15 protein-coding genes are annotated in these 16,371 nt (G+C 71.7%); 1 reads left to right on the forward strand and 14 read right to left on the reverse strand.

Translation table 11 applies throughout. From position 1 onward, the window contains the following. Window positions 1-40 precede the first annotated feature (40 nt). Window positions 41-1,105 (reverse strand): hypothetical protein, encoded by a 1,065-nt coding sequence (locus ABFY03_RS33690; RefSeq protein ID WP_346171710.1) that lies wholly within the window; start codon window positions 1,103-1,105, stop codon window positions 41-43. Between the two features lie 1,021 nt (window positions 1,106-2,126). Here ABFY03_RS33690 and ABFY03_RS33695 point away from each other — a divergent pair. Continuing rightward, window positions 2,127-3,530, forward strand: coding sequence for a helix-turn-helix transcriptional regulator (locus tag ABFY03_RS33695; protein ID WP_346171711.1), 1,404 nt, complete (start codon window positions 2,127-2,129; stop codon window positions 3,528-3,530). A gap of 78 nt (window positions 3,531-3,608) precedes the next feature. On the opposite strand, the gene ABFY03_RS33700 is transcribed toward ABFY03_RS33695, so the two are convergent. The 13 genes from ABFY03_RS33700 to ABFY03_RS33760 all read right to left on the reverse strand — a co-directional run bounded on the left by ABFY03_RS33700 (window position 3,609) and on the right by ABFY03_RS33760 (window position 16,279). Further along, the gene (locus tag ABFY03_RS33700) at window positions 3,609-4,238 is read right to left on the reverse strand and encodes a helix-turn-helix transcriptional regulator (RefSeq protein WP_346171712.1); all 630 of its coding nucleotides are present in this window, start codon (window positions 4,236-4,238) and stop codon (window positions 3,609-3,611) included. A 14-nt stretch (window positions 4,239-4,252) separates the two neighbouring features. Beyond that, a complete protein-coding gene (locus ABFY03_RS33705; protein WP_346171713.1) occupies window positions 4,253-4,867 on the reverse strand; it encodes an NADH-quinone oxidoreductase subunit E in 615 nt (204 codons plus the stop codon). A gap of 62 nt (window positions 4,868-4,929) precedes the next feature. Continuing rightward, the gene (locus ABFY03_RS33710; RefSeq protein WP_346171714.1) at window positions 4,930-5,580 is read right to left on the reverse strand and encodes a PIG-L deacetylase family protein; all 651 of its coding nucleotides are present in this window, start codon (window positions 5,578-5,580) and stop codon (window positions 4,930-4,932) included. Continuing rightward, window positions 5,577-6,881 carry a hypothetical protein gene (locus ABFY03_RS33715; protein ID WP_346171715.1) on the reverse strand — a complete coding sequence of 435 codons (1,305 nt, stop codon included), beginning with the start codon at window positions 6,879-6,881 and terminating at the stop codon, window positions 5,577-5,579. Before ABFY03_RS33715 ends, ABFY03_RS33710 begins: the two co-directional genes overlap by 4 nt. Then, on the reverse strand, window positions 6,878-7,894 hold the full coding sequence (locus ABFY03_RS33720) for a phosphotransferase family protein (protein WP_346171716.1): 1,017 nt from the start codon (window positions 7,892-7,894) through the stop codon (window positions 6,878-6,880). The genes ABFY03_RS33715 and ABFY03_RS33720 overlap by 4 nt, the downstream gene beginning before the upstream one ends. Further along, entirely contained in the window at window positions 7,891-9,429 is a 1,539-nt protein-coding gene (locus ABFY03_RS33725) for a Gfo/Idh/MocA family oxidoreductase (RefSeq protein ID WP_346171717.1), read from the reverse strand. The genes ABFY03_RS33720 and ABFY03_RS33725 overlap by 4 nt, the downstream gene beginning before the upstream one ends. Beyond that, window positions 9,426-10,571 (reverse strand): LLM class flavin-dependent oxidoreductase, encoded by a 1,146-nt coding sequence (locus ABFY03_RS33730; protein WP_346172346.1) that lies wholly within the window; start codon window positions 10,569-10,571, stop codon window positions 9,426-9,428. The genes ABFY03_RS33725 and ABFY03_RS33730 overlap by 4 nt, the downstream gene beginning before the upstream one ends. Window positions 10,572-10,596: 25 nt before the next feature. Further along, on the reverse strand, window positions 10,597-11,631 hold the full coding sequence (locus ABFY03_RS33735; protein WP_346171718.1) for an Ldh family oxidoreductase: 1,035 nt from the start codon (window positions 11,629-11,631) through the stop codon (window positions 10,597-10,599). A 37-nt stretch (window positions 11,632-11,668) separates the two neighbouring features. After that, window positions 11,669-12,502 (reverse strand): protein kinase family protein, encoded by an 834-nt coding sequence (locus ABFY03_RS33740; protein WP_346171719.1) that lies wholly within the window; start codon window positions 12,500-12,502, stop codon window positions 11,669-11,671. A 92-nt stretch (window positions 12,503-12,594) separates the two neighbouring features. Further along, window positions 12,595-13,494, reverse strand: a complete 900-nt coding sequence (locus ABFY03_RS33745) for an aminoglycoside phosphotransferase family protein (protein WP_346171720.1) — start codon at window positions 13,492-13,494, stop codon at window positions 12,595-12,597. A 121-nt stretch (window positions 13,495-13,615) separates the two neighbouring features. Next, window positions 13,616-14,791, reverse strand: coding sequence for a GNAT family N-acetyltransferase (locus ABFY03_RS33750; RefSeq protein WP_346171721.1), 1,176 nt, complete (start codon window positions 14,789-14,791; stop codon window positions 13,616-13,618). Between the two features lie 16 nt (window positions 14,792-14,807). Then, entirely contained in the window at window positions 14,808-15,350 is a 543-nt protein-coding gene (locus ABFY03_RS33755; protein WP_346171722.1) for a MaoC family dehydratase, read from the reverse strand. Window positions 15,351-15,352: 2 nt separating this feature from the next. Beyond that, window positions 15,353-16,279 carry an HpcH/HpaI aldolase/citrate lyase family protein gene (locus tag ABFY03_RS33760; protein WP_346171723.1) on the reverse strand — a complete coding sequence of 309 codons (927 nt, stop codon included), beginning with the start codon at window positions 16,277-16,279 and terminating at the stop codon, window positions 15,353-15,355. Window positions 16,280-16,371 lie beyond the last annotated feature (92 nt).

The raw sequence follows: 16,371 nt of genomic DNA on the forward strand, positions 1-16,371 counted from the left end.
TTGTCGGCGGCCGTCTGAGGGTCGTCGAGGCAAGAGCGGATCACAGGGCGACTCCGAAGGTCCCGGTCGGGGCGGTGGGATTGAGGTACGGGGTGTAGGCGGGGGCGGCGGCCCAAGGGCCCGCGCCGGAGGCGGAGGACGGCGCCGAGTTGACCACTTCGTTGACGAGGCTCGGCAGGACGCTCGGGTGCAGGCCCTTGGCCCGCAGGCGGTCGAGCGCGGGCCGTAGCGCGTCGGGCTCGAAGCCTTCGTCCAGCAGCTGGCGGATCTCCTTGCCCAGGTGGCCGAGGAACGTCTTCGGCGGACGGCGGCTGCATTCGCGGAGGTACTCCGCCATCAGCCGCTTCGCCGACCACTCGTCCGCCTCGGCGGACTCCAGTACCTGCTCCGAGGAGGGGACCGGCGCGGGCGCCTCGCGCCCCCTACGGGAAGATCCAGGATCCAAGATCCTAGATCCAGTACCGGAACCCTCAGTGAATGTGGCCTCCGTCATGTCACCAGATCCAGCGGTATCGCTCTGACCTGCGACTTTTTCGGATCCTCGCCAGAGGGCAGGCCCTTCCGGCGAAGTGGCCTCCATCACGCGAGGGGTTGAGGGAGTGATGGGGGCCTCTTTGGCGCCGAGGGCCGGCGGATCAGCCAGCATAAGGTCGTCGTGAGGGCTCATGAAGGCGGGCGCCGCCAGGTCGCCCTCGCGGCGGCCGAGGTGGCCCTGCGCCGGGCAGGCGCGGGTGCCGCATTCGCCGCACGGCTTCTTGGCCTCGTGGAGCGGGCAGCGTGGCAGGCGGGACACCGAAGGGCGGTTGATCTTCTGGTGACGATCCCACGTGACGATGTGCAGCCACGTCTTCCCGTCACATCCGGTGTAGCGGCAAATCAGGCCGCGTTCGGCCAGCTGCTCCAGATCCTGGGCGACGTGCGCCGGGGTGTGGTCGGGGCGCAGGGCCCACAGCCGCCCGGCGATCACGGCTGGCAGGTCGCGGTGCCGGCCCGCGTCATCGGCCTGGGTGAGCAGGCCGATGAAGGTCAGTACCGCTGTCACGGGGACGGAGGCGAGGTCCTCCGACTCCCAAGCCTCTGGCTTGATCGTGCGGATGCGGGCCATCAGACCTCACCGCCGCGCCGGCGAGCCGGACGGTTCGTGACAGCCGTGTCCGCAGTGGGCTCCACGGGCCCGGTCCCAGAAGACGGGGTTCCGCGCAGGGCCGTGCTCATGCAAGACTCTCCTTGTAGTACAAGCCGCTCCGGTGTTGCCCCGTAGGAAGGGCCGGTGCGGTGGTGACGGGTCGCCTGTCCGCCGTTGGCTCGGCGGAAAGGTAGGACTCTTCGCATTCCGGCGCCCGGGAGTTGGCTCTCCTGGGCGCCGCGGCGTTTCTAGGTGCTTGCTCGGATCCTCATATCGCTCTTTCGCCGGGCTACCCGGCGAGGGACGACGAACATACGTAGAGCGCCGGCGCAAGTCCATACTTCGCACTAGTTTTCGTCACTGTCCGTGTGGGGTGCGGTGCCCCGAGGTGAGGGGGCCAGGGCCATAGGAGCCCGTCTCCGTCTGCCGCTCAACGGAAATGATCTTCTTTCTCCTTGCCTCGACGGCGGGGTGACTACGCCGCCGATCTGGTGATGTCCAGGATTTAAGCCCGCTCGGGATTCATCGTCAACGTCATCTCAAGCCGCAATTACGCGCGTAGAGGATGGTGCTGCGGGAGGTCCTGGGGAGCGACCTGGCTCCCAACTTGCCTTTCTTGTAAGGAGGGATGGCGGGAGGGTGGCCATCGAGAGTTGGTCGTGAAGAGGTCGTAAAGGTGTCGAAGGTGTGCGGAGAGAAAAAACCGGCAATTAATTGCCGGTTTCGGAACCGGAAAATCCTTGCCGGTTTATTGTCCGATTCGGGCGGATCGCATCTCTATTGCCCCTGAGCTTCTTACCTACGCTAGCGTAGGTAGCTGTGGGGCGCGTCACCCTGTGGGCGGAGGTGATCCTGGCCACCGAAAATGATCTCGTACTCTGGAGTAGAGGCAGGGGCGGGCCGGCGCGTATCGCGCAAGGTCCCCCCTCTTTTTGTTGCCTCCGCTCGGGGAAGGTAGCCCTCAATGCGAGGGGAAGCACACGACGATCGAGGAGAGCGGATGGGCGCGACTGAGCCCCTCCACCCGGGCCCCGGGAGCGGCGGGGAAGGCGCGGAGCGGACGGCTGGCAGGGAGCGCGAAGGGCAGGAGACCCCGTGGGCCGGACAGGTCATGGGTTTCGCCGGCCAGCTCAAGACCTGGCGCAAGGCGGCCGGGCACCGTCGAGGCCGGAGAGTGACCCAAGAAGAGTGCGCGACCGCGGTCGGCAGGTCGGAGAGGTGGTGGCGAGCCCTCGAACGCGGCGACGGCCGCAATCGCCTCGACCGCGCCCAGTGCGACAGCCTCGCGGAACTTCTCCAGCTGGATCGGGATGAGTACATCGCCCTGCTGCTCTACAACAACCTGACCATTGCCGCTGCTGACAGCGGTGCCACGGCAGATCCGCGAGTTCGCAGTGGCCTGCGCCTGCTGATCGACAAGCAGATGCCGGCTCCTACCTACCTGTGCGACGCCCACTGGAACATCATCGGATTCAACCCGGCGATGGCGCAGTGGTGGCCCTGGGTCCTTGAGCCCGGTGCCAATCTCATGAGATGGGCGCTTACGTCAGGCGAGGCGCGCGTCCAGTATCACGACTGGGAACGTCATGCTCGCGAGTACGTCCGCATGCTGAAGTTCGCCCTCGCCCGCGGGAGCGACTCGGCCGAACTGATTGAACTGATCGGCGACGTCTGCAAGGACGCGGATGTACGGGGTATCTGGGAGGCGACGAACGAGCTGACGGAGAATCGGGACGGGCATATCTTCCGGATGTCGATTCCGGCGATGGATTGGGAGCCGATCGATGTCGTCTCGCACGTCTTGTATCCGGCAACACTTCCCGACTGTCGCATGGTCGTAATCACCTGGTGGACAAACGAGGATGGCGAGGAGGAGGCGCGCGACGTGGACACAGCACTCGGCGCTGCAGGAGAAGAGTCGCAGGTTCAGCAGCCGACTCCGCCGGCTGCCGCAGCTCGACGTCGGATCGCTCATGCGATTACTGGGCGGATATCTGTTCCCACGGCAGAAGAAGCAGCCACGCTGGCCGGGGCTGACGCCGTTCCCCTCCCGGTGCTCAGTCGGCTCATGGGTGACGGGTGCCAGCTCACCCTGTCCCCCTCTGCCCAGTCGGTCATCTGGGCGGTGAAGGAGGAGGACGGAGCCTGGAGCGTCTCGGAGGTCTCGGTCTACACCGCGATCGTGAAGCTTCCTCACGCTGCCACCGAACCCGAAGCCCGGGCGGAGATGAAGACCTTGGTCAGGGCCAACCTGCCGGCCGATCCCAAGCAGGCGTCGGGACGGATCCAGGAGCTTCTGCCCCAACTCCGGAACAGGATTCACTTCCTGGAGCAGATCGGGCGGGACCTGTACGAGCAGGACCCGACACTCCCGTACATCTGGGATCCGACCGACGAGATCTGAGCGAGACCTCCCGAGCCTTGATGGCCAGCCCCTCCTGCCGGGGCTGGCCGTCGGCGTTCCTCCAGGCGGCCGGTTTGGCTATATAAGCCCCTGTCGCATCGCGTATGCCACCGCGTGCGAGCGGTTGCGCAGTTGCAGCCGGGTGATGACCGCGTGCAGCACGTTCTTGATGGTGCGTTCGGAGTACGAGAGCTTCGCGGCGATGTCCGCCGTGTCGTAGCCCTCCGCGACCAGGCGCAGCACGTCCACCTCGCGCGTGGCGAGGCCGGTGAAGTGCAGGCCGCGCGGGCCGAGGACCTGGCCCTGGAGCCGGCCGACCTCCTCTAGGAGGCGTCCCACCAGGTCGGAGGGGAGGTGTCCGGCGCCCTTCGCGACCGTGCCGATGACGTGCACCAGGTGCTCGGGGGTCGCCTCCGCGCGCCGGATCACCCCGGCGACCCCGCACTCCGCCGCGCTCACCAGCTTCTGTTCGTCGATGTCGGTCGTCACCAGGACCGGGCGGGCCTTGCTGGTTCGGGTGACGTGTCGCAGCAGACGCAGCACGTCCTCGTTGACCGTGTCCACCACGAGCACGACGACCTCGGGCGCGGGGTTGGCGGTCTCGCTCCACTCCACCAGGCTGGTCTCGGGGCGCGTCCGCAACTGGCTCGTCACCCCCGCCTGCGAGATCGGGTCCTGAGCGTGCACCGCCGTGACTGTTCTCTTCATGGTCATGAATGTGCTTAGAAGGTCGGCAAGCTGACGTTGCTACCGAACGAGGGGCAGAGTCGGGCGAGCCGTGCTTTCTGGTCTGTCGGCGAGGGCGCGGTCGTAGATTTCGAAGTAGCGGGACGTGTTGGACCGCCAGGAGTAGCGCTCGTGTGTGGTCCGACGGGCTGCCCCCAGTCCTTCTCTCCGGGGGTGGCGTGAGCGGCGGCGATCTGGGCGGGGAAGCGTGCGAAGGGGGCGTGGGAGGGGAGGCGGAGGTCGGCGGGGACCGGGAGGCGGTGAAGGGCCCGGAGTATCCGGGCGGCATCCGCCGGGTTTGCGGGGCCGCCGGGGCCGAGGTCGGTCCAGAAGGTCACGGGGCGTCCGGCGGCCACCACGGGTTCGGAGCGGCGGGGCAGGGAGACGGGGATACCGTTGCCGTAGAGCCAGTAGGCGCCGCCGATCTCCTTTTGTGCGTTGAGCCTGGTGCCCGGCTGGTGGACCCGGGCGACGGCGCCGTTGGACAGGCGCCAGATGCCGTTGTCGAGGGCGCGGATTAGCTGGGCCCGGGTGGCGTCGAAGCCTGCGTGGAGGCATGCCTCCCGCAGGGCCGAGAGGGTCTCCTCGCCGCTGTGCGTGAGAGTGATCATCAGGTGTGTCTTCCTGGTCATGTGGCCGGCAGGGAGCGGGAAAGGGGCGTCGGTGGCCTCGCCTACGGGCGGGAGGCGTGGACGATCTCGCGGACGGTGCGGAACATCTCGGCGCCGTGGGCGCCGTCGGGGAAGCGCTCGACGACGCGGTGGTGCACGTGCTGCCGGTAGGCCAGTTCGGTCAGGCCGCCGAAGACCTTCATGTCGAGCTGCTGCTGGGAGGAGAAGCAGGCCAGGGCTGCCTGCTTGGCGGCCAGGAGTTCGGGGGTGCCGACGAAGTAGAGGTTCGGTTCGAAGTTGCGGCTGTAGGGGGAGCGGAAGTGGACCAGGTCGGCGGCCTCGCGCATCGCGACGGTGGTGGCTTCCTCGCCGGTGACGGCGTGGTCGAGGTGCTGGTCGTCGGGGTGGTGGGTGTAGACGACGTCGGGGCGTTCGGCGGCGAAGGCGTCGAACAGGCAAGCGTTGATGGCTCCGCGGTGGTCGGTGAACCGGCTGTCGGGGATGGGGGAGAAGGTGTAACTGCCGATGCCGAGGATCTTCGCGGCGGCCAGGCACTCGTCGCGGCGCGTCATGGTGCCGGGGTGCCCGACGGTCAGGCAGTGGACCCGGACACGGTCGCCGGCCAGGACGTGGTCGCGGATGCGCATGCCCATGGCGAGTTCGGCGTCGTCGGGGTGGGCGACGACGACCAGGACGGACCGGGAGGCGGTCAACGGGACTCCTCGTGGAGCGTGATCTGCAGGGCGCTGTGCAGACGGCGGCCGTCTAGGCCCTGCCAGCGGAAGGGCTCGTACTCGTCGCGGGGCCAGCGCAGGTAATGGAGGCTGCCGACGGCATCCGCCGGTCCGCGCCCGTGCCGGTAGGCGATCTTGGAGGTCTGGCCGCCGTCGAGGTGGAACACCGCCGCCGGGTCGTGGCCGGCCCGCGCACACAGCTCGGCGGCCTCCTGGACGGTGACGCCCTGGAACGCGGGGGCGAGGGGTGCGCCGTCCAGGACGGTCAGCGTCAGATGCCGGCCGTCGAGCGCGAGCAGGGTGCGGGCGTAGCGGACGCCGGGGCGGAACGGGCTGGTGCCCAGGCTCTGGTCCCAGGGCGCGGTGCGTCCGGCGGCGGCGTCGGCGGCGGACGGCCCCAGGGACAGGGCGCTTTCGATGCCGGCGGTGGCGAAGGCATCGACGGCCGTGACGCGGACGGGCGCGTTCGTGACGAGGTGGGCGGGCCAGGGGTGGTGGGCGCGCAGGATGTAGGCGCCGGCGAACAGGTCGGCGCCGCCGCCGGGATGCAGAGCGGTGATCCTGGCCCCGGCGGGGGAGAGGGAGACTGTGCAGTCGAGGGCCTGCCGATCCCGGGGCGTGGTGTTGGCGGCCGGGTCGACGTCACGGCGGAAGCCCGTGCGGGGATCGTCGTGGTAGCGGATGCGGCAGTTCGCCGCACCGAACACGGTGAGGTGGCCGGCCGGGGCCGGGCCCGGCGTGGGGTCCTTCGAACCGGTCCAGGTGTGCGGGTGGCCGGCGACGGTGAGGGTGCCGGTGGCGGCCAGGGCGCGGACGAGCGGACGGCCGTGGTGGATGAGGAGGGCGGGTTTGGTGACGGTGGGCAGGCTGACGACATCGTGGTCGCGGAGGGCGAGGTCGAGGCAGGGCTCGGCAGGCTGATAGGAGGGGTCGTCGGAGATGTAGGCGAAGGTGCCGGAGACCGCGGCGGCGACAGGGCCGGTGACGAGGCGGCGCAGGTGGAAGCCGCGCGGGCAGGATACGGGCCGGCACCCGGCGCGGTCGAGGTCGAGGGTGAGGGTGTAGGCGTTGGTGAGGCATCCGTCGCCGAGGCCGATCGGTCGGGCCGCGAAGACGACGCCTGGCGCGAGGGCGCGGCTCCGCGCCGGGGTGGGGTGGGCGAACGGGCTCTGGTCGCGAGCCAGCGACTGGACGCTGGGCACATGGATGCCGCGGGCGCGCAGTTCGGCGAGCGGATCCTGGTCCGGCGTGCCACCGGGCGGAGCGAAGGGCACGTTCACGACGTCACCGGCCCGGTGACGGCATCCAGCAGATCGCGGACGCTGAACGGCCCGGCGTCCAGCAGGCGGCGCAGGCTGTGGCGCAGAGGGTCGGCAGCGGCGGGTGGACTGGTTGCCGGGTAGGGGACGGTGCAGGCCTCCAGCCGGTACAGCAGCACCCCGGCGGCCACCGCCGCGAGGAGGTCGTCGTCGCGCCAGGGCCGGGCGTGGCCCGGGAGGGTGTAGGCGTCGAGGAACGCGCCGGCGAGCGGGTGCAGATGTGACGGCCGGGTGATGTGGTGCAGGACCAGGTGGGCGAGGAGGTAGCCGAGGTCGAACAGCGGCGCGCCCGTGTGCACGTTGTCGAGGTCGACGAACGCGGTCCGTCCCGCCGCCAGGCTGAGGTTCTTCGGGCAGGCGTCGCCGAGGATCAGCTGCCGGCCGGGCAGGGCGTCCAGGCGGCGGCACGCCTCGTCGAGGACGGGGTGGCCGCTGGAGCGCAGGCAGTAGCCGTAGGCGTGCTCGGCGCGGAAGAGGTCGTCGCCGTCGCCTTCACGCAGCGGCGGCAGGCCGGCGGTGGCGTGATGGACGCGGGTCAGGGCGGTGGCCAGGCGTGTGCACTCCTCGGCGGTGGCGGCGCGCTGGTCGAGGTGCTCGCGCCAGGTCCGGCCGTCGGGGAAGACGTCGGTCATCACCATGGCGTGCGCGTCGGGCAGGAACGCCAGGACCTCCGGGAACAGGTCGGGCAGCAGGCTGTGGTGCAGGGTCAGAGCCCGGTGCTCGACCGCGATGAGCGCCGGGTCGGTCGCGATGTGCCGGATCCTGGCGAAGCGGTGGCCGCGGATCTTCACGATGACGTTGCCCGCCTCGCCACGGACACGGAAGACGTGGGCGACGTTGCCGCCGAGGCACTCCTCGACGCCGGTGAGGCGTCCGGTGTGGGGGCGGCACGCGGCGAGGACCAGCTGCAGGTGCGGCCCGAGGACCGCTCCCAGGCCGGGCGCGATGTGGCCGGGGGCGAGGGGGAGCGTCATCGCGTGCCTCCCAGGGCGGCGAGTGCGTGCCCGGCGCGCGGGGCCGGGGCGGTGGGGCGGAAGCCGAGGACGACGGGGGCGGCGGGCCGGCCGGTCGCGGTCCAACGGCGGGACATCGACAGGTAGGCGCCTGCCATCAACCGGGCCGGGCGCCAGTGGTCGGCCAGGTCCGAGGCCAGCTCCGCGCGGGGGACGCGGCCGGCCAGGTGGGCGAGGAACTCGGTGACGGCGCAGGTGCGGGCCGAGCGCTGGGTCGGCAGCACCGTCCGGTCGCCGCAGTCCTCCACGAGGTCGGTGAAGCCGAGCGCGCGGTGGCGTTCCCAGCCCAGTCCCAGGCGGTCGTTGCGGAAGACGTGGAGCTCGATGTGGTCCGCGCCGCCCGCCGCGTGCCGGTCGATCCGACCCTCGTCGCCGTGAAGGGTCTGCAGGACGTGCAGATGCAGAGCCTGGAAGGGCCCTTGCTGGATGAGGTGGACCTCTTGCCCGATGCGGCCGTTGCCCTTGTAGAGGCCGCCGGCCACGGCGTGGAGGTTGCCGCGCTGGGAGAAGGTGGTGTGGGCGAGGTTGTGGTTGCCGAGCGCCATCACCCGGCCGCGGCTGCGGTAGGTGACGTTGAGGAACACATCGATCTCGCCAAAGCCGGTGACGAGCCGATCCAGGTCCTGCTCGGTGTACGGGTTACGGGCGGCAAAGCCGGGCAGCAGCCGGGCGTGGTCGGCGACGGTGAGCTGGGCGAGGAAGTCGGCGGGCCGGGTGCACGCGGCGTGGACCTCGATCTCGTCGATCTCCTTGCCCGGCCGCTCGCCCGCGGCCAGCCACCACGGCACGGTGTCGAAGTGGTGGTAGCCGGAGTGCGCGGCCTTGCCATACCCGCGGTCGAAGCCGTGGTAGCCGAGGTCGACGAGCTCGTCCGGCAGCCGCCACTGGCCGTCGCCGTGACTGGACTGGACCGACGTGACGGGGCAGTTCGTGGCCTCGGCCACCTCGGCGATCAGCTCCCGCACCCGGCGGAATGCGGGGTGCCAGCGGCGCTGACTCATCACGCTGACCACCATCCGCGGATCGCGCCGCCGGGCCGCCCGGTAGGCATCCAGCAGGGTGTCGAAGTCATCGGCGATCGCCTGCGCGGCCACCGGGTCGGTGGACGCGCCGGGATGCACGGTCAGCGGCTTGTCGAGCAGCACCGGCAGGCCCCGCTCCATCGCCCACAGCGCGTAGGGCAGGTGCACGGACGGCTCGGTCGCCACCACGACCGCCCCGATCCGCTCCCGCTCCACCACACCCTCCAGCACATGTCGCACCCCGCCAGGCAGGGCCCGGCAGGAGACGGGGAAGGGCTCGACGGGAACGACGAGCATCCGCCGTGGCCGGCCCGGCGTGCCGTACTCGACTGCGGCGGCAGCCACGTCGGGCAGGTCGGCGCCGGTGACGGTGCCGGCGAGGCCCGCGTCCTGGGCGACGGCCAGCGCGGGCAGGTGGTTGAGGCGGGTGTGCGGGCCGACCCCGACGACCAGCACGTTCACGGCACCGCTCACCTGTCCACCGCCTCGCGGCCGATACCGGCGCCGAGCAGCGGCAGGACGCCCTCGCCGACCTCGTACGCCTCTTCCAGGTGCGGGAACCCGGACAGGATGAACTCCTCGATGCCGAGGTCCGCGTACTCGGCGATCCGGTCGGCGACCTCGCGGTGCGAACCGACCAGCGCCGTGCCCGCGCCGCCGCGCAGCAGCCCCACGCCTGCCCACACGTTCGGCCACACCTCCAGATCAGAGGTCCGGCCGCTGTCCCGGAAGGCCGCGTGCAGGCTGCTCTGCCGGGCCTGCCCGGTGGACTGGCTGTGGGCCAAGGTGGCCTGCACCCGTGCGACGTGCGCTGGGTCGATGCCGGTCAGCAGGCGTTCGGCGGCGGCCCACGCCTGCTCGCTCGTGTCGCGGGCGACGACGTGGAACCGGATCCCGAACCTCGGCGCCCTGCGCCCGGCGTCGGCGGCCAGAGCGCGGATGCGGTCCAGCTTGGCGGCGACGTCGGAGGGCGGTTCGCCCCACGTGAGGTAGACGTCCGCGTGCCGGGCGGCGACAGGGGCGGCCTCGGCGGAGGAGCCGCCGAAATACACGCTGGGCAGCGGGGCAGGAGACGAGAAGACGGCGACTCCCCGTACGTCGTAGTGCGTGCCGGTGAAGTCGAACGGCTTGCCGGACAGTGCTCCGCGCAGGACGGTCAGCCACTCGTCGGTGCGGGTGTAGCGGGCGGCCTTGTCGAGGTGGTCGCCGAAGCGGGCCTGCTCGGCCTGGTCGCCGCCGGTGACGACGTTCAGCAGCAGCCGGCCCCGGGTCTGCCGCTGGAACGTCGCGGCCATCTGCGCGGCGAGCGTCGGGGATATCGAGTCCGGGCGCTGCGCGACCAGGAACTTCAAGCGCTCGGTGGCCTGGGCGAGGGCGGCGCAGGTGATCCAGGGGTCCTCGTTGAAGGTGCCGGCGGGGGTTAGGATCGCGTCGAACTCCATGTGCTCGGCGGCCTGCGCGATCTGGGTCATGTAGCGCAGGTCGGGGGCGCGGTGCCGGTCGGCGCCCGGACCGGTGCCGGTGGCCGTGTCGTGGCCGGGCCCGTGAACGCCGCGCATCCCGGTGGTCAGGGTGCGGCCGTCGCTGCCGGTCGGCAGGAACCAGTGGAACTGCAAGCGGGTCAAGTCGATCTCCTGGGGTTCAGTCGGAGGTGAAGTCGCCGGCTGCGCGGGCGGACAGACGGGCGAGAAGATGCCAGGGGACTGGGATGGTGCCCTTCTCGCGGGCGGCGGCTTCGAGGGCGCGGCCTTGGTCGCCGGGCACGCGCCAGGTGCCGTCGGCCGTCGCCGCGTCCCGCAGCCGGTCGGCGAGGCGCGTGTTCGCGGTGGCCGCATTCTGGCCGGGGGCGGCGAAGGCGGGGTCGAGGGCGAGGAAGACGTAGCCGGTGGTCCAGGTGGAATCGACGTCGTCCCCCATGGGGAAGCCGAACACGGAGCCGGTCAGAGCCTGCACGAGCAGGGACAGCGCGAGGCCGCGGTGGTCGCCGAAGACGATCGCGGATGACGCGGCGTGGGGGTCGCGGGTGGCACGGCCGCCGGCGTCGACGAAGCACCCTTCGGGCAGAGGCCGGCCCGAGCGGCGGTGCTCCCACAGCACGCCCATCGGCGCCAGTGTGGTGCCCATGTCCACGCTCAGGGGCTCGCCGAGGGTGGGCAGGGCGAAGGAGAGGGGGTTGACGCCGAGGACGGGGGTGGCGCCGCCGGCCGGGACGGCTTCGGCCCGCGAGGTGTTGGCGGCGATGCCGACCAGGCCCTGTGCGGCGATGGCCTCGGTGAACGTGGACAGGACGCCGTAGCGCTGGGAGTTGATGACCCCGACCAGACCGACGCCGAGACGGCGGGCCCGCTCGATGGCCGCAGTGGTCGCGAAACCGGCGCTGAGCGGTCCGATCTCGCGGTGCGCATCGACGACGGCGAACGCCCCGCGCTCGCGGACGATCTCGGGCGGGGCCTGCCGCTCGGGGAAGAACCGCGATTCGAAGGCGAACTTCGCCAGCCCGTGGGACGGTTTGCCGCGCAGCTCTCCGGTCAGGAAGTGGGAGGCCACCAGGCGGGCCGCGCTGTCGCCGACGCCAACGGCCGTGCAGGTCCGGGCCATCAGGTCCTCGACGTAGGCGATCGGCACCTGCACGTTCGCCAGTTCGACGGCGGGGCCGCGGACGGGGGTGTGGGACATGGTTCTCCGTTCGACGGGGCGGGAGAAGGGGAGCGGTTCAGGTGCGGGAGCGGTGCCAGGTCAGGGCGGAGCGCAGCTGCCCCTCCCGCTCGGCGCGGCGAGCCGGAGGACAGGTGGCGACCTGCTCGACACGGCGCCGGACGAGCGCGGTGACGAAGGTGTCGGCGGCCTCGGTGGGGGCGGCGGCCCAGCCGGGCAGTGCCTGGCGGGCCCACGCCTCGGCGTCCGCCGCGGGGGTACCGGCGTCGATCAGCTGCGCGAGCAGGAACCCGGCGCTCAGCCACCCGGTTCCCCGGCCGGGCCACGCCCAGTCCAGCAGGACGGCACTGCCGCCTTGAACGAGGATGTTCCCCTCGTTCAGGTCGGTGTGTACGAGCCGGTCGCCGGCCAGCAGACCGAGGTCCAGGCCCGCGCCGAGATGTGCCCAGCGGTCCTCGACCCGAAGTGTGGCGGCGGCGGGGGCCGGCAGGGTCGCGAGGTGTCGTAGCGCGCCGGCGGCGGCGTCACGGTCCGCCGAGCCCGGGGAAAGGTCGGCAGATCGGCCGGGGACGTGCTCGAACAGCAGCCACCGCCAGGCGCCGGCGATGCCGTGGTGCAGCAGCTGGGGCGCGAGCGCGCGGACGGCGGGTGCGAGGCGTGCCTCGGTGTCCAGGGTGGGCGCGTGGCGGTGGGACAGCGGAGTGGCCTTGAGGAACAGCCGACGCCCGGGGACATCCAGAGACAGGCGCAGCCGGGCGGTCCTGCCCGAGACGGCCTCGACGGCGTTGAGGACTGGTCCGGCAGCGGACTCGACGGCGGCGCGCAGCGGCTGCGGGACGCCGCCCCAGACGGCAGACGCGGCGTGAGCGGGCAGGCCCGGGACGAGATTCACCAAGCACCTCCTGATCCGGATCGCTGCGAGACAGAGGAAGAAAGAGTGCGGACCCGAACCCGGGCGGGTGCCGGGTCCGCGCGCGGTGCGGACTACGGCCGGGGTGCGGCCATCCGGTCCAGGACGAGGTGGCCGCGCGCCACGAGCTCGTCGCGGCCCTTGGCCAGGCCGTTGCGCAGGTAGGACACGCCGAGGCGGACGGTCAGCAGACGCAGAAGGCGGTCCTCTTCGGCCGTCAGCGGCCGGCCGTAGCCCGTGAAGTACGCCTCGCGCAGCTCCGGGTGGACGGACCAGACCGCGCCGCACAGCCACACGAACTCGGACGCGGCGATGCCGTGCGCGGCCATCGCGAAGTCGATCAGGCCGTGGTGGCCGCTGTCCTCGTCGTACAGCCAGTTCCGGGTCTCGTAGTCGCCGTGCCGGTAGACCAGCGGCAGCTGCTCGGCGAGTCCGGGGAGTTCCTTCGACGCGGCCTCGACCAGGGCGAGCCGGTCGGCGGCCAGGTACGGCGCGACCTCCTCCAGGCAGTCGGCGGCCTCACGGGCCTTGTCCTCCATGTCGGACCGCACCGCGGTGCGGTCCGCGTCCGTCCCGGGCTCGGACGCGTCGTGCCAGCGGCGCAGCAGCCGCCCGGCGTTCTCGTACAGGCGCAGCTCGGTGTCGGCTTCCAGGGGCAGGTCTCGTACGACGCGGCCGGGCAGGGGCGTGCTGAGGATCGCGCGCAGGCCCGGGTCGCAGGCCAGCAGCCGCGGCGCCTCGGTCTCGCTCAGGTGCGCCGCGGTGAAGGCGTATCCGGCGACCTCGCGCTCGAAGTCGATGTCGCTGGGGCTGACCTTTACATAGGCGTCCCGGCCGGCCGCGCTCACGCGCCACACGAGAGAGGTGCTGCGCGGCCAGGAACGGTCCTCGTTCGCGTCCAGGCCAGAGAGGTGGCCGGCGACCCAGTCGCGCAGCTCGGGCGGGAAGGGCTTGGTGGGCTTGGCGGTCGTCATGAAGATCGGTCTCCAAACGGAGGCGTAGCGGGTGGATTCGGTGGGGCCGTGCACAAAGGTGTGAGGGGCGCGCTGCGGTTCCCGCCGGTTCAACGGCCGGATGGCGGGCGGGGGGCGAGGGTCAGAAGTAGTCGGCGAGCCACGGCTCCCGGTCGGCGGTGGCGGCGAGCAGGCGGGCGAGGACGGAGTCCTCTCCGCGCAGGCCCGCCAGCGCGGCGGTGGCCGGACTGCGGTAGCCGCCGGCGTACCAGAGCGAGAACTGCCCCATGGTCAGCGTGACGTCGGCGGTACGGCCGCGCTGCGCGCCGCCGGGGGTGAGACGGGCGCTGCCTGCGCTGATGCTCAGGGTGTGGCGGCTGAATCCGGCGCCGTCCAGGTCGGCGAGGTCGAGGACGATCTCGTCGTCCAGGTGCCCGGGCCAGCCGCGCAGCTCGATGGCGCGGACGGGGTCGAGGACGCGCAGCATCCACGGATGCCAGGTTTTGGCCGTCGCCGTGCCGACGCTCGCGAGGCGCTGCTGCAGCACCGGTCCGGGCGGAAGTCCGGTGCGCTCGAACATCACGGTGGGGACGCGGCCGTGGTGCTGTCCGAGGAAGGCGAGCATCGCGTCGGTGGCCGGCGCGTCGGCGGCCCAGAAGTCGTGGACGACCAGCTGTCGGCCGCCCGGGGTGCGCTGCGTCGCCGTCGCCAGGACACCGCTCGGCTCCCGCCGACGCGAGGCGAACGCGTAGGTCTCCAGGTCCGGATGCCGCTCCTGCTGCCAGGCTCCCCACCACGGGGGTCGCTGCCATGGCCCGTTCCACCGCCCGGCCAGCCGGTCCCGCAGGTCCGCGAGCTGCGCGGTGTCGCCGTGGGTGATCTCCATCGTGTCGGTGGCGGCCTGCTTGAGGGCAGCGGTGGGCACCGTCCAGGAGAACACCTGCGCCGGGGCGTCCCAGCCTAGCCGCCGCACGTAGCCGTTGGAGGCCGTCCACAGCGTGGCGAGGACCGCGCCCTGCTCCTGCACGGCGCGCACCCTCTCCTGAGCGAGGTGTGCGGCGAGACGGCCGCCGCGCTCCTCCGGGGCGACGCAGCCGCAGCCCATGCTCGCGGCGGGCACCGGCCGGCCGCCGAACCACTGCGGGACGAGCACGGCCATGCCCCCGGCGACGACCCGACCGCCGCGTAGCGCCACCCGCCGCTCCGCGTACGGTCCCAGGCGTGTGATGTCGGGCACCGGCTGGCCGTAGGCGCGGCGGGCCAGAGCGTCGTACTCCGCCCACTGGGCGTCGTCGGCCTCGGCGAACTCCACATCCATGGTGGACCCCTCCCTTCTAGTAGCCGGTGGCGTCGCGGACGACGTCCGGGTCGGCGGGGACGAAGAAGGTGCGGGTGCCGGTGACGACCAGCTGGCCGTTTTGGTTGAACCCGTCGACGCGGCAAGTGACGATGCCCTGGTCGGGGCGGCTGTTCGAGCGGCGGGCGGACAGGACGGTGCTGCGCGCGGAGAGGGTGTCGCCAACGTGGACGGGGTTCTTCCAGCGGACCTCGTCCAGCGCGAGGTTGCCGGTGGTCATGCCGCTGGTCGTGCGGACCGTCATGCCGAGCACGAGGTTGAGGGTGAGCATCCCGCACACCAGGACCCGCGGCTGGCCGGTACGACGGCAGAATTCGAGGTCGGAATGGATCGGCGCCTCGTTGCCCATCAGCGCGAGGACCTGGACGTGCTCGGCTTCGGTTACCGTCCGGGCGGGCCGGTGTTCGATGACCAGGCCGGGGATGAGGTCGCCCAGGCCCAGGCCGACGACCTCGCGGAGGCGGCCGTCCTCCACCTGGCGGAATCCGGCCGGGACGGACGAGGGCTGCTGCTTCGGCATCATCAGCTCGCTTTCGTGGCAGAGATGGTGGCGGAGGGGCGGTGGCCGGCTCGGCGGACGATGGCGAGGGCTGCCTCGACGAGCGGCGGCCCGACCATCGCGCCGTCCGCCGTGGTGATGGCGCCGCCCTCCGTGGCCACCACGCAGGCCGCGTCGAGCACCGCGCGGGCTGACTCCAGCTCGCGCGGGGTGGGAGTGAACGCCTGCGCGATGACGCTCAGCTGGCGCGGGTGGACGGCGACCTTGCCCGCGAAGCCCAGCTCCACCGCCTCCAGGGCGTCCCGGCGCAGCCCGTCCTGGTCATCGAGGGAGAAGAAGGGGGAGTCCACGGCAGGGATCCCGGCGGCGGAGGCCGCAGTGACGAGCTGAGCGCGCGGGTACCACATTGCCCGGGACGTGAGCTGGCACCCGGTCGCCGCCGCGTAGTCGGCGGCGCCGAAGAGCACGCCCGTAAGGCCCGGGGTGCGCACGATGCCGGCCAGTTCGACGACTCCCCGCGGGGACTCGATCAGCGCCCAGACCTTCGGCGCCGCCTGCGCCCCGCGCGCAGCCTGCACGACGGCCTCGATCTGGCGGCCCGACTCCACCTTGGGGACCACGATGAGGTCCGGCCACAGCCCCTGCTCAGCCATGACGGCAAGGTCCCGCAGACCCTCCGCGCCGCCCACCGCGTTGATCCGCACGCCCAGCAGGGGCCCGTCGGACTTCCGCGTCCGGGCACTGGCGAACGGCAGTACGGCCGCCCGCGCATCGGCTTTGGATCTGGCCGGTACCGAGTCCTCCAGGTCGAGGAGCACCACCTCGGCACCGGAGTCGACTGCCGTGTCGAAACGCGCGGGCGTGATGCCGGGAGTCACCAGCCAGGTCAGCCCACTGGGCCTGGCGGTGTCGGGCGGCGCGGAGTTCGCCCGATCCAACGGAGGCTGCACGTCGATCTCCTCTCGAACGGTCGACCGGCCCGGTCGCTGCCCGTACGGGCACGACGGACCGGAAGCAGGAACAGGGAATTGGGAAACGGCAC

Source organism: Streptomyces roseofulvus (assembly GCF_039534915.1).
Taxonomy (GTDB): Bacteria; Actinomycetota; Actinomycetes; order Streptomycetales; family Streptomycetaceae; genus Streptomyces; species Streptomyces roseofulvus.

Coding starts and splice junctions, on each gene's coding strand:
- ABFY03_RS33695 (WP_346171711.1), top strand. CDS start 2,127: ATGGGCGCGACTGAGCCCCTCCACCCGGGCCCCGGGAGCGGCGGGGAA.
- ABFY03_RS33755 (WP_346171722.1), bottom strand. CDS start 15,350: ATGCCGAAGCAGCAGCCCTCGTCCGTCCCGGCCGGATTCCGCCAGGTG.
- ABFY03_RS33735 (WP_346171718.1), bottom strand. CDS start 11,631: ATGTCCCACACCCCCGTCCGCGGCCCCGCCGTCGAACTGGCGAACGTG.
- ABFY03_RS33750 (WP_346171721.1), bottom strand. CDS start 14,791: ATGGATGTGGAGTTCGCCGAGGCCGACGACGCCCAGTGGGCGGAGTAC.
- ABFY03_RS33720 (WP_346171716.1), bottom strand. CDS start 7,894: ATGACGCTCCCCCTCGCCCCCGGCCACATCGCGCCCGGCCTGGGAGCG.
- ABFY03_RS33700 (WP_346171712.1), bottom strand. CDS start 4,238: ATGAAGAGAACAGTCACGGCGGTGCACGCTCAGGACCCGATCTCGCAG.
- ABFY03_RS33745 (WP_346171720.1), bottom strand. CDS start 13,494: ATGACGACCGCCAAGCCCACCAAGCCCTTCCCGCCCGAGCTGCGCGAC.
- ABFY03_RS33705 (WP_346171713.1), bottom strand. CDS start 4,867: ATGATCACTCTCACGCACAGCGGCGAGGAGACCCTCTCGGCCCTGCGG.
- ABFY03_RS33690 (WP_346171710.1), bottom strand. CDS start 1,105: ATGGCCCGCATCCGCACGATCAAGCCAGAGGCTTGGGAGTCGGAGGAC.